Origin of the sequence: Agromyces sp. SYSU T00194, assembly GCF_040496035.1 — a bacterium.
Taxonomy (GTDB): Bacteria; Actinomycetota; Actinomycetes; order Actinomycetales; family Microbacteriaceae; genus Agromyces; species Agromyces chitinivorans.
On the sequence record NZ_JBEPJZ010000001.1, the window covers coordinates 2,115,178 to 2,127,312 of the forward strand.

At 73.7% G+C, this 12,135-nt stretch carries 10 protein-coding genes; all 10 read left to right on the plus strand.

Annotated elements, in window-relative coordinates:
- Positions 1-10 precede the first annotated feature (10 nt).
- The 10 genes from ABZK10_RS09760 to ABZK10_RS09805 all read left to right on the plus strand — a co-directional run bounded on the left by ABZK10_RS09760 (position 11) and on the right by ABZK10_RS09805 (position 12,125).
- Positions 11-1,984, plus strand: a complete 1,974-nt coding sequence (locus ABZK10_RS09760; RefSeq protein ID WP_353808995.1) for a beta-galactosidase — start codon at positions 11-13, stop codon at positions 1,982-1,984.
- A gap of 65 nt (positions 1,985-2,049) precedes the next feature.
- The gene (locus ABZK10_RS09765; RefSeq protein WP_353808996.1) at positions 2,050-2,757 is read left to right on the plus strand and encodes a ThuA domain-containing protein; all 708 of its coding nucleotides are present in this window, start codon (positions 2,050-2,052) and stop codon (positions 2,755-2,757) included.
- Complete coding sequence (locus tag ABZK10_RS09770) at positions 2,754-3,884, plus strand: glycerate kinase (protein WP_353808997.1); 1,131 nt, start codon at positions 2,754-2,756, stop codon at positions 3,882-3,884. Before ABZK10_RS09765 ends, ABZK10_RS09770 begins: the two co-directional genes overlap by 4 nt.
- A gap of 180 nt (positions 3,885-4,064) precedes the next feature.
- Positions 4,065-5,339: a multidrug effflux MFS transporter gene (locus tag ABZK10_RS09775; RefSeq protein ID WP_353808998.1), complete on the plus strand. Its 1,275-nt coding sequence runs from the start codon at positions 4,065-4,067 to the stop codon at positions 5,337-5,339.
- A gap of 93 nt (positions 5,340-5,432) precedes the next feature.
- Entirely contained in the window at positions 5,433-6,197 is a 765-nt protein-coding gene (locus tag ABZK10_RS09780) for a phosphatase PAP2 family protein (protein WP_353808999.1), read from the plus strand.
- A gap of 69 nt (positions 6,198-6,266) precedes the next feature.
- Positions 6,267-7,562 carry an aminotransferase class V-fold PLP-dependent enzyme gene (locus ABZK10_RS09785; protein ID WP_353809000.1) on the plus strand — a complete coding sequence of 432 codons (1,296 nt, stop codon included), beginning with the start codon at positions 6,267-6,269 and terminating at the stop codon, positions 7,560-7,562.
- On the plus strand, positions 7,559-8,026 hold the full coding sequence (gene sufU / locus ABZK10_RS09790; protein WP_353809001.1) for a Fe-S cluster assembly sulfur transfer protein SufU: 468 nt from the start codon (positions 7,559-7,561) through the stop codon (positions 8,024-8,026). Before ABZK10_RS09785 ends, sufU begins: the two co-directional genes overlap by 4 nt.
- Before the next feature lie 55 nt (positions 8,027-8,081).
- On the plus strand, positions 8,082-9,116 hold the full coding sequence (locus tag ABZK10_RS09795) for a LacI family DNA-binding transcriptional regulator (protein ID WP_353809002.1): 1,035 nt from the start codon (positions 8,082-8,084) through the stop codon (positions 9,114-9,116).
- A gap of 136 nt (positions 9,117-9,252) precedes the next feature.
- Positions 9,253-10,764 (plus strand): arabinosylfuranosidase ArfA, encoded by a 1,512-nt coding sequence (arfA, locus tag ABZK10_RS09800; protein WP_353809003.1) that lies wholly within the window; start codon positions 9,253-9,255, stop codon positions 10,762-10,764.
- Positions 10,765-10,862: 98 nt separating this feature from the next.
- Positions 10,863-12,125: an FAD-binding protein gene (locus tag ABZK10_RS09805; RefSeq protein ID WP_353809004.1), complete on the plus strand. Its 1,263-nt coding sequence runs from the start codon at positions 10,863-10,865 to the stop codon at positions 12,123-12,125.
- The last annotated feature ends 10 nt before the right edge of the window (positions 12,126-12,135 follow it).

The window sequence follows — 12,135 nt, forward strand, 5'->3', positions numbered from 1 at the left end:
AGGAACCGACATGCACTACGGCGGCGACTACAACCCCGAGCAGTGGCCCGAGGAGGTCTGGCCCGACGACGTGGCCCGCATGCGCGAGGCCGGCGTCACCATGGTCAGCCTCGGCATCTTCGCGTGGTCGCGCATCCAGCCCGCCGAGGGCGAGTTCGACTTCGGCTGGCTCGATCGCGTGATCGACCTCCTCCACGAGGGCGGCGTCGCGGTCGACCTCGCGACGGCGACCGCGTCGCCTCCGCCGTGGGCCACGACCGCGTACCCCGAGATGCTCCCGGAACTCGCCGACGGCACCGTGCTCGGCCCCGGCAGCCGGCAGCAGTACGCACCCAGTTCGCCCGTCTACCGGCGGCTCGCGTCCGAGCTCGTCACCGCCATCGCCGAGCGCTATGCGCGGCATCCGGCCGTCGTGCTCTGGCACGTCAACAACGAGTACGGATGCCACGTGCCGGCCGACTACTCCGACAACGCGCGCGACGCGTTCCGGCGCTGGCTCGCCGACCGGTACGGCACCGTGGACGCGCTCAACACGGCGTGGGGCACCGACTTCTGGTCGCAGCGCTACACCGCGTTCGACCAGGTGCTGCCGCCGCGGGCGGCCCCGTACAGCCACAACCCGGGGCAGCTGCTCGACTTCCAGCGGTTCACGAGCGACATGCTGCTCGAGTGCTACCTGATGGAGCGCGCGATCATCCGCGGGGCCGGCGCGACCCAGCCCATCACCACGAACTTCATGGGGCCGTTCAAGCCCGCCGACTACTCGCGCTGGGCGGAGCACGTCGACGTGGTCACCGACGACGCCTACCCCGACCCGAACGACCCCGAGTCGTTCCGCGACGCCGCCTTCCAGCGCGACCTGGTCCGGTCGCTGAAGCCCGGGGTGCCGTGGCTGCTCATGGAGCAGGCCACGAACGCGCTGAACTGGCGGCCGGCGAACGCGCCGAAGGCGCCCGGCCAGATGGCCGCGCTCTCGATGCAGTGCGTGGGGCGCGGCGCCGACGGCATCCTCTTCTTCCAGTGGCGCCAGTCGCGCGCCGGTGCCGAGAAGTTCCACTCGGCGATGCTGCCCCACGCGGGCACGGGCACGCGCACCTGGCGCGAGGTCACCGCGCTCGGCGCCGCGCTCGCCGCCCTGCCCGAGCTGCCGGCGGGGGGACGCGACGCGCGCGTCGCGCTCGTCTTCGAATGGGAGAACTGGTGGGCCGTCGAGGCGCCCGACCACCCCTCGAACCGCCTCGACTACCTCGCCGTCGTGCGGCGCTGGTACCGGGCGCTGCACCGCCGGCACATGCAGGTCGACATCGTGCCGCCGGAGCGGGTGGACGACCGGTACGACCTGGCCGTCGCGCCGCTGCTGTACCTGCTGCGCGATGCGGGCGGGGCCGCCCTGACCCGGTTCGTCGAGGGGGGCGGGCACCTGCTCGCGGGCCCGTTCACCGACGTCGTCGACGCGAACGACCGGCTCCGCGACGGGGGCTACACGACCCTCCTCGGCGACGTGCTCGGCCTGCGGGTGGAGGACTTCGGTGCCCTGGTGCCCGTGGACGACCCCGGCCCGGGCGCGCGCACGGCACTGGTCGACGCGACGTTCGGGGCCTTCACCGGCACCCTGCTCGCGGAGGAGCTGCTGGTGGAGGAGGCATCCGTCGTCGCGCGCTACGCGGACGGCCGGCTGCGTGGTGCGCCGGTGCTCACCCGTAACGACGCCGGCGCGGGCTCCGCCTGGTACATCGGGACGGTGCCCGACGAGGCCGGTGCCGACCTGGTCGCCGGGCACGTGCTCGCGGCGGCGGGGGTCGAGCCCGTGGTGCCCGGCCTGCCGTCGACCGTCGAGGCCGCACGCCGGGGCGAGCTCGTGACGCTCGTCAACTTCGGCGACGCGACGGTGCGGATCGCGGTCGACGGCCGTGAGCTCGCCACCGGCGACGAGGTCGCCGAGGTGGTGCTGGAGCCATTCGGCTCCGCGCTGCTCACCCGGTGAACGCGGGCCCCGCCGCGGGGGTGCAGAATACGGAGTACGCATCCCTGGGCGAGAGGAGGACGGGCATGCCCACCGCGGTGATCCTGTCCGGGCACGGACGCTACGACGACCCGTTCCACCCGTTCATCGACACGTCGCAGGCGCTGGCCGACCTGCTGGTCGAGGAGGGCCTGACCGTCGAGATCGTGCACGACACGGATGCGCGGCTGGCCGCCGGCCTCGACGGCGTCGACCTGCTGGTGGTGCACACCGGCGACCCGTGGCGCTCGCTGGTCGACGCGACCCTGCTGCCCGAGCGCGAGCGACGCACCCCGGCGCCCGAGGTGCTCGAGGCGGAGCGGGCGAACCTGGCCGCGGCGGTCGAGCGCGGCATCGGGCTCCTCGGCATCCACGCGGCCGCGGCGTCGCTGCGCGACCTGCCGCAGTGGCGCGAGCTGCTCGACGGCGAGTGGAACTCCGAGGTCTCCTTCCACCCGCCGCTCGGCGTCGCCGAGCTGCACGTGCACCGCGACGCGCACCCGATCGTCGCGGGCGCCGACGACTTCTCCCTCGTGGACGAGCGCTACACCGACCTGGTGCTCGGCGAGCACGTGGAGCCGCTCGTCGAGCACACCTACGACGGCGAGCGGCATCCGCTCGTCTGGGCGCGCGAGACCGGGCGCACGCGCCTCGTCTACGACGCACTCGGCCACGACCTGCGCTCGTACGAGAGCCCCGAGCACGTCGCCCTGCTGCGCCGTGCCGTGGCGTGGCTGCTGGAGGAGCGCGCGTGAGCCGTCGGATCGTGCTCGCGCCCGACTCGTTCAAGGGCACCGCGACGGCGGCCGACGCGGCCGCGGCCCTCGCGGACGGCTGGCTGCGCCGCGCGCCCGGCGACGAGGTGCTCGCGCGCCCCATGGCCGACGGCGGCGAGGGCACGATCGACGCGCTCGCCGCGGCCGACCCGGCCGCCGAGCGCGTGCCGGTGCGCGTCACCGGGCCCGACGGGCGCCCGGTCGACACGGCGTGGCTGCGCCTGACCGGGCCCGAGGGCGAGCAGGTCGGCGTCGTCGAGCTGGCGAGCGCCTCGGGCATCATGCTGCTCGATCCGCTGCGACCGCTCGACGCGCACACCATCGGGTTCGGCGAGGCGATCGCGGCCGCGCTCGATGCGGGCGTCGACCGGCTGCTGCTGGCACTGGGCGGCAGCTCGTCGACCGACGGCGGGCTCGGCGCGCTGACGGCGCTCGGGGCCCGGGCGACGGATGCCTCGGGCGCACCGGTCGCGCCCGGCAACCGCGGTCTCGGCGACCTCGCCCGCATCGACCTCGACGACCTCCGGCCGCTCCCGCCCGGAGGAGCGGTGATCCTCTCCGATGTCACCAACCCGCTGCTCGGACCGGCGGGCGCCGCCGCGGTGTTCGGCCCGCAGAAGGGCGCCGACCCCGCGGCGGTGGCGCGGATGGACGCGAACCTCTCGCGCCTCGATCGCGTGCTGCGCGCGGCGAGGGGCGGCGCGGGCGCGCCCGGCGCCGACACCCCGGGTGCCGGTGCGGCAGGCGGCACCGGGTACGGGCTGCTCGCCTGGGGCGCCGTGGCGGTGAGCGGCGCGGCGGCCGTGGCCGAGGCGGTCGGGCTCGCGGCGGCGGTCGACCGCGCCGACCTGGTGGTCACGGGGGAGGGACGCTTCGACGGCCAGTCGGAGGCGGGGAAGGTCCCGTCGGAGGTGCGTGCCACGGCGCTCGCCGCGGGCGTGCCGGTCGCGCTCGTCGCCGGCGCGATCACGGCCGAGACCGGCGAGTTCGCGGCATCCGTGTCGCTCACCGACCTGGCGGGCAGCGGTTCCGAGGCGATGGCGCACCCCCTCGCGTGGCTCGAGGAGGCCGGTGCGCGGCTCGCCGCGGAGGCGCTCGCCGGCTGACGTGCGGGTTTCGGCGCGTCGGTTCCCGGCGCTAGACTGATCGCACGCATCGAATCGATTCGAGATCGCGCCGCGATCCGGTCGGTCCGCCGGCGCGGCCAGTCGCCCGCCGATCTCCCCTTCCGCCCCAGACGGTGCCCGACGGCGCGCATCGCCCGTGACCCCTCCGACAGGAGCGCAGTGACCGCGACCAGCCCCATCCCGATCATCCTCCCGGGCGACGCCCGGACCCCGCACGCCGGTGACGCGCTGACGCGTCGCCAGCGGCTGACCTACGTGTTCGTGCTCGGCGCGCTGACCGCGCTCGGCCCGTTCACGATCGACCTCTACCTGCCCGCGTTCCCCGCGCTCGAGGGCGACCTCGGGGTCACCGCGGCGGCGGTGCAGCTGACGCTCACCGGCACGATGGTCGGATTCGGGTTCGGCCAGCTCGTGGTCGGTCCGTGGAGCGACAAGATCGGCCGACGGCTCCCGCTCATCCTCACCACCGTGCTCCACGTGCTCTCCTGCGTCGGCGCCGCGCTGTCGCCCGACATCTTCTGGCTCGGCGCGTTCCGCCTGCTGATGGGCTTCGGCGCGGCCGCCGGCGCGGTGGTCGCGATGGCCATGGTGCGCGACCTGTTCGGCGGCAAGCCGCTCGTGCGCATGCTGTCGCGCCTCGCTCTCGTGTCGGGCCTTGCCCCCGTGATCGCGCCCGTGCTCGGGTCGCAGCTGCTGCTGGTGACCGACTGGCGCGGCATCTTCTGGGTGCTGGCCGGCTACGGCGCCGCGGTGCTCGTCGCGGTGCTGGTGCTGCTGGTCGAGACCCTGCCGCGCGAGCGTCGCCACCAGGCCGGGCACTCGACCATCGGCCAGCGCTATCGCGCGCTCTTCACCGACCGCATCTTCATCGGCGTCGCACTGATCGGCGGCATGAACTTCACCGCCCTGTTCTCGTACCTGTCGGCGTCGTCGTTCGTCTTCCAGGACGTCTACGGCTTCGACGCCCAGCAGTACGGCCTGCTCTTCGCCGCCAACTCGATCGGCGTGGTCGCGGGCGTGCAGACCTCCTCGCGCCTCATGTCGAAGCTCGACGTGGGGCCGCAGTGGATCCTCGCGACGACCACGATCGTGCAGCTCTCCATGGCGATCGCGATCGTCGTGCTCGACCAGGCGGGCACGGGGCTCTGGGGCGTGATCATCCCGCTCTGGTTCTTCATCGCGGCCTGCGGCTTCAACTTCCCGGCCGTGCAGGTGCTGGCGCTCGCCCACCACGGCTCCGAGGCGGGCACCGCCGCGTCGCTCCTCGGCGCGCTGAACTTCGGGCTCGCCGGCCTCATCTCGCCGCTGATCGGCCTGCTGGGCGTCGCCTCGTCGACCCCGATGGGCGCCGTCATGGGCATCGCGATCGCCGTGGGCATCCTCACCCTCTGGGTCGTGGTGCGCCCGCGCACCGTCCCGCCGCTCTCCGACTGACCCCCCCCGAGACCCGTCGAAACGCTGCGCTCTCGCACCCGGGAGCGCAGGAATTCGACGGGTCTCGGCCGCGATGGCGGGTAGCGTGGCGGGATGGGCGGGGGAGCAGGTCAGCACGACGACGACGGGCGAGCGGATGCCCCGGGCCGTGACGGGCGAGCGGATGCCACGGGCACGACCGAGGCGGTGGCCGACGCGCGCGTGCGGCGCCGTCGCATCCCGCTGCTGAGCGGCATCGCCGCGGTGCTGCTCGCCGCGGGCCTGGGCCTGCTGATCGCGGCCCGCTTCGACGGCCTCCCGGTCGAGGTCGACGAGGAGTGGGCCGAGGAGATCCTCGAGATCCGTGGGCCCGCCGGCATCTGGCTCGCGACGGTGATGGATCGCCTCGGCGGCGGGCTGATCGGCGTGTTCGTGGTGCCGATCGTCACGATCGTGGTGCTGCTCCTGCTGCGCCGCCCGTGGGGCGCGGGCTACTACCTCGCGGCGACGATCGCGAGCGCAGGGCTCGTCCAGCTGCTGAAGCAGCTGTACGGGCGCGCCCGCCCGGAGGACATGCTCGTCACGAGCGACTTCGGGTCCTTCCCCTCGGGGCACGTGGCGAACGCCACCACGATCGCGGTGACGCTCGGCGTCATCGTGCCGCGCGTCTGGGTGTGGGCCACGGGTTCGGCCTACGTGGTGCTGATGCTGGTGAGCCGCACCTACCTGGGGGTCCACTGGCTGACCGACACCATCGGCGGCGTGCTCGTCGGTGCGGGGGTCGCGCTCATCCTCTGGGCGCCGTTCGCCCGGCCACTCGAGCGGGAGCGACTGGCGTGGCGACCGCCGTGGCGACATGAGCCGGCCGCTGCCGGCTGAACCCCGCCGCACGTCGGCGGATCCGCAGCGAGCGGCCGACCTCCCAGCGCGGGCGCGTACCCTGTCAGGGTGACTTCCGCGCCGCTGACCGAGGCCGAGCTCGACGGTATCCGGGCGCAGTTCCCCATCCTGCGCACCGAGATGCACGGGCATCCGCTCGCCTACCTCGACTCCGCCGCGACGGCCCAGAAGCCGCTGCGAGTGCTCGACGCGGAGCGCGCCTTCTCCGCCGAGGCGAACGCGGCCGTGCACCGCGGCGCGCACACGCTCGCGGCGGAGGCGACCGAGCGCTACGAGGAGGCCCGCGCGACGGTCGCGCGTCACCTCGGCGCGCCCGAGCACGAGGTGGTCTTCACCGGCAATGCGACCGAGGGGCTCAACCTGCTCGCGACCGCGATCGGCCATGCGAGCACGGGTCGCGGCGCGGGCGCCGACTTCCCGCGCCACGCGCTCGTGCCGGGCGACGAGATCGTCGCGACCGAGCTGGAGCACCACGCGAACCTCATCCCGTGGCAGGAGCTCGCGGCACGCACCGGCGCCCGGCTGCGCATCGTGCCGGTGGACGACGACGGGGTCATCGACGCGGATGCCGCGGCCGACGTGATCACCGACCGCACGCGCATCCTCGCGGTCGCGCACGTCTCGAACGTGACGGGCCGCGTCTCGCCGCTCGAGGCGCTCGTGCCCCTCGCCCGGGCCGTCGGCGCGCTCGTCGTGCTCGACGCCTGCCAGTCGGCGCCGCACCTGGAGCTGCGCCCGGCGGAGCTCGGCGTCGACGCGGCCGTGTTCAGCGCCCACAAGGTCTACGGGCCCACGGGCATCGGCGTCGTCTGGGGGCGCCGGGAGCTGCTCGACGCGCTTCCGCCGCACCTGTACGGCGGGTCGGCGATCACGACGGTGACGCTCGAGAAGGCCGAGTTCCTGCCGGCACCGCAGCGCTTCGAGCCGGGCACCCCGCGCATGGCGCAGGCGATCGGGCTCGCCGAGGCGCTCCACTTCGTCGACGAGGTCGGGCTGGAGCGCATCGCGGCGACCGAGCACGCGCTCGCGGCCCGCCTGCACGACGGGCTCGCCGACATGCCGGGCATCCGCGTGCTCGGCGGCACGGGTGCCGAGGGACGCGTCGCGGTGGCGAGCATCGACGTCACGGGGGTCCACGCGCACGACGCCGGCCAGGTGCTCGACGACCTCGGCATCGCCGTGCGGGTCGGCCACCACTGCGCGCAGCCGCTGCACCGCCGCCTCGGCCTGAGCGCGAGCCTGCGCATCAGCGCCGGCGTCTACACGACACCGGCCGAGATCGACCGGGCGCTCGACGCGGTCTCCGGCATCCGGGGCTTCTTCGGCGTGGAGAGTGCGGCATGAGCGGGCTCGAGCAGCTGTACCAGCAGATCATCCTCGACCACTCGAAGCGTCCCCACGGTCGCGGGCTCGAGGACGGCGAGGAGACCAGCCACCAGCTCAACACGACCTGCGGCGACGAGGTGACCCTCGCCCTGCGTCGCGACGCGGGCGGCGACCGCATCGTCGGCGTCGGCTGGGAGGGCCAGGGCTGCTCGATCTCGCAGGCCAGCGCCTCGATGCTCGCCGGGCTCGTCGAGGAGGAGCTCGCCGACCGCGGGGGACTGGGCGACGCGGAGCTGACCGGCCTGATCGACGAGTTCCGCTCCGTGCTGCGCTCGCGCGGCACGCTCGAGCTCGACGAGGAGCGGTTCGGCGACGCCGCCGCGCTCTCCGGCGCCTCGCGGTACGTCGCGCGGGTCAAGTGCGCCATGCTGCCCTGGGTGGCGGCGGAGGACCTGCTCCAGCGGCGCGCGGCGCGCGCCTGAACCGGCGTGGAGTACAACGTTGTAGGGTGATCCCACCGATCGGGAGGAGCCCGCGATGGCGACGACGCTGCACGACGTCGCCCGGCTCGCCGGGGTGTCGATCAAGACCGTCTCGAACGTGATCAACGGGTACCCGCACGTGCGCCCGGCCACCCGCGACCGCGTCGAGCAGGCGATCGCCGAGCTCGGCTACCGGCCGAACCTCTCGGCACGGAGCCTGCGCTCGGGGCGCACGGGCGCGATCGCCCTCGCCGTGCCCGACCTGCGGCTGGCGTACTTCGCCGAGCTCGCCGACTCGGTCATCACCGCCGCCGAGCAGGCGGGATTCGTGACCCTGGTCGAGCAGACCGGCGGCGACCGACGGCGCGAGCTCGACCTCCTCCGCAGCCCGCGGCGGGGCATGACCGACGGGTTGATCTTCAGCGCGCTCGGCATGGGGCCGGCGGATGCGGCGGAGCTCGCCGTGCCCTACCCCCTCGTGCTGCTCGGCGAGCGCATCCTCGACGGGCCGACCGACCACGTCACCATGCGCAACGTCGAGGCGGCGCGTGCCGGCACGGAGTACCTGATCCGCTCCGGGCGACGGCGCATCGCGGTGCTGGGCGGGGACACCGACGAGGGCTACGGGTCATCGGGGCTGCGGCTGCGCGGCTACCGTGAGGCGCTCGAGGCGCACGGCATCGCCCATGACCCGCGCCTGCTCGTCGCGGAGACGCTGTGGCGCCGCGCGGACGGCGCCGCCGGCATGCGCGAGCTGCTCGCGCGCGGCGTCGGCTTCGACGCGGTGTTCGGATTGAACGACACCCTCGCGCTCGGTGCGGTCCGCGCGCTGCAGGAGGCCGGGCTCCGGGTGCCCGGCGACGTCTCCGTGCTCGGATTCGACGACCTCGACGAGGCGGCGTACTCGCTCCCGTCGCTGTCGAGCGTCGACCCGGGGCGGGAGTGGATCGCCCGCACGGCCGTGGAGCTGCTCGTCGGCCGCATCGACGGGAGTCGGGTGGGGTCCGAGCCGCCGAGCGTGCGCCTCGCGGACTTCGCGGTGGTCGAGCGGGAGTCCGCCCCCGCGGCGGCGCCGGTCGCCGGGCCGTGAGGGCGCGGCACCGGCCGCTCGCGACGCGGTCGGCGCGCGTTGACATGATCGTCCCGAACGTCCAGACTCGTCTCTACAACGTTGTACTCCAACGTTGTAGAGACGTCTCGAGCTGCGACCGAACGGAACCCGCACCATGGCCACCGCCCACCTCACCATCGACCCGCACTTCTCGGTCGGCCCGATCGACCGGCGCCTCTTCGGCGGCTTCGTCGAGCACCTCGGCCGGCACGTGTACGACGGCATCTACGAGCCGGGCCACGCGAGCGCCGACGCCGACGGCTTCCGCCAGGACGTCATCGATCTCGTCAGGGAACTCGGGGTCACGACCATCCGGTACCCCGGCGGCAACTTCGTCTCCGGGTTCCGCTGGGAGGACTCGGTCGGGCCGCGCGAGGAGCGCCCTCGGCGCCTCGACCTGGCGTGGCACTCCACGGAGACGAACGAGGTGGGCCTGCACGAGTTCGCCGACTGGCTCGACAAGGTGGGCAGCGATCTCATGCTCGCCGTGAACCTCGGCACCCGCGGCACCCTGGAGGCGCTCGACCTGCTCGAGTACGCGAACATCGCCGGCGGCACGACCCTGTCGCAGCGCCGCATCGACAACGGGCGCACCGATGCGTTCGGCGTGAGGATGTGGTGCCTCGGCAACGAGATGGACGGGCCGTGGCAGCTCGGCCACCGCTCCGCGGACGACTACGGCAAGCTCGCCTCGCGCACCGCGAAGGCCATGCGGCAGCTCGACCCCGACGTGCAGCTCGTCGTCTGCGGGTCGTCGGGTGCGACCATGCCGACCTTCGGCGAGTGGGAGCGCACCGTGCTCCACCACACCTACGACGACGTCGACTACATCTCGTGCCACGCGTACTACGAGGAGCGCGACGGCGACACCGGCAGCTTCCTCGCCTCGAGCGTCGACATGGACCGCTTCATCGAGACCGTCGTCGCCACCGCCGACCACGTCAAGGCGGTCCGGCGCAGCGACAAGACCATCGACATCTCGTTCGACGAGTGGAACGTCTGGTACCTCCAGCGCTTCCACGGCGTCGACAAGATCGAGGGGATCGACAACTGGCCCGTCGCCCCGCGCCTGCTCGAGGACCGGTACTCCGTGCTCGACGCGGTCGTGTTCGGCAGCCTCATGATCTCGCTCCTGAAGCACGCCGACCGCGTCACCAGCGCGTCGCTCGCGCAGCTCGTGAACGTGATCGCCCCGATCATGACCGAGCCGGGCGGCCCCGCCTGGCGCCAGACGACCTTCTTCCCGTTCTCGATCACCTCGCGCCTCGCGCAGGGGCGCGCGCTCGAGGTGAAGATCGAGTCCGACCGCTACGAGACGACCACCTACGGCACCGTGCCCCTCGTCGACGCGGTGGCCACCCACGACGACGAGTCGGGCCGCACTGCGATCTTCCTGGTGAACCGCGCCCAGGAGGGGGAGTCCACCGTGACGATCGACCTGCGCGTCCTCGGCGACGTGGCGGTGCTCGAGACGCACACGCTCGCCGACGACGACATCCACGCCGCGAACACGCTCGAGCAGCCCGAGCGCGTCGGGGTCGCGCCGAACGACTCGGTCGCCCTCGACGGCGGCACCCTCACGGTGACGCTGCCTGCCGTCTCGTGGACGGCGATCGCCCTCGGCTGATGCACGGCTCCGAGCCCGCGACCGCGGGCCGGTCGTAGAGTGATGAGGATGCCCGCCGTGCACGGACCCGCGGGCGCGGAGTTCGGGGAGGAACGCGCATGACCACGGTGGACGAACGCAACTGGGCGGGGAACCTCGCATACGGGGCCGAGCGACTGGTCGCACCGGCATCCGTCGACGAGCTCGCCGACGTGCTCCGGTCCGCGGACCGGGTTCGCGCGCTGGGAACGCGTCACTCGTTCAATCGCATCGCCGACACCGACGGCGTGCTCGTGTCCACGGGCGCACTGCCGGCCGAGATCGCGGTCGACGCCGATCGCCGCGTGGTGCGCGCCTGCGCGGGCATCCGCTACGGCGAGCTGGGCGCCGAGCTGCAGCGACAGGGCTGGGCGCTGGCGAACCTGGCGTCCCTGCCGCACATCTCCGTCGGCGGCGCGATCGCCACCGGCACGCACGGCTCCGGTGATCGGGTGGGCACGCTCTCGAGCGCGGTCGCGTCCCTCGAGCTCGTCACCGCCGACGGCGAGCGGGTGGTGCTGCGCCGCGGTGACGCGGACTTCGCCGGGGCCGTCGTCGGCATCGGCGCACTCGGCGTCGTCACGCACGTCGAGCTCGACATCGAGCCGACCTACGACGTCGCCCAGACGGTCTTCCAGCGGCTCCCGATGCACGCGGTGCTCGCCGACCTCGATGCGGTCACGGGCCTCGGCTACAGCGTCTCGATGTTCCACTCCTGGCGCGACCCCGACGTGGTCGACCAGGTCTGGGTGAAGCGGCGGGCGGATGCCGCGGGCGAGCTGCCCGACGAGCTGCTCGGCGCACCCCGGGCCGCCGTCAAGGTCGACCCCCTGGGGTCGACCGACGCCGACCACTGCACCGAGCAGCTGGGCGTGCCGGGGCCGTGGATCGACCGCCTGCCGCACTTCAAGCTCGGGTTCACGCCGTCCAGGGGCGAGGAGCTGCAGTCGGAGTTCCTCGTGCCGCGTCGCCATGCGGCGGCGGCCCTCGACGCGGTGCGCCGGCACGCGGCATCCGTCGCCCCCCTCGTGTTCGTCACCGAGATCCGCACCATGGCCGCCGACGACCTCTGGCTGTCGCCCGCGGCCGGCACCGGCGCCGTCGGCATCCACTTCACCTGCCGACAGGACCAGCCGGCCGTCGAGGCGATGGTGCGCGAGCTGGGCGAACTGCTCGCGCCCTTCGCGGCGCGCCCGCACTGGGGCAAGCTCTTCGACCTCGCGCAGTCCGCGCCGCGCATGCCCGAGCTGTACCCGCGCTGGGCCGACTTCGCCGCCCTCCGCGAGCGGTACGACCCGCGCGGCGTGTTCCGCAACGACTTCCTCGCGCGCCTCGGCCTCTGACCACTAGCGT

Excerpts from the sequence above, each read along its gene's own strand:
- sufU (WP_353809001.1), top strand. The coding sequence starts at position 7,559 with ATGAGCGGGCTCGAGCAGCTGTACCAGCAGATCATCCTCGACCACTCG.
- ABZK10_RS09780 (WP_353808999.1), top strand. The coding sequence starts at position 5,433 with ATGGGCGGGGGAGCAGGTCAGCACGACGACGACGGGCGAGCGGATGCC.
- ABZK10_RS09760 (WP_353808995.1), top strand. The coding sequence starts at position 11 with ATGCACTACGGCGGCGACTACAACCCCGAGCAGTGGCCCGAGGAGGTC.
- arfA (WP_353809003.1), top strand. The coding sequence starts at position 9,253 with ATGGCCACCGCCCACCTCACCATCGACCCGCACTTCTCGGTCGGCCCG.
- ABZK10_RS09765 (WP_353808996.1), top strand. The coding sequence starts at position 2,050 with ATGCCCACCGCGGTGATCCTGTCCGGGCACGGACGCTACGACGACCCG.
- ABZK10_RS09805 (WP_353809004.1), top strand. The coding sequence starts at position 10,863 with ATGACCACGGTGGACGAACGCAACTGGGCGGGGAACCTCGCATACGGG.
- ABZK10_RS09795 (WP_353809002.1), top strand. The coding sequence starts at position 8,082 with ATGGCGACGACGCTGCACGACGTCGCCCGGCTCGCCGGGGTGTCGATC.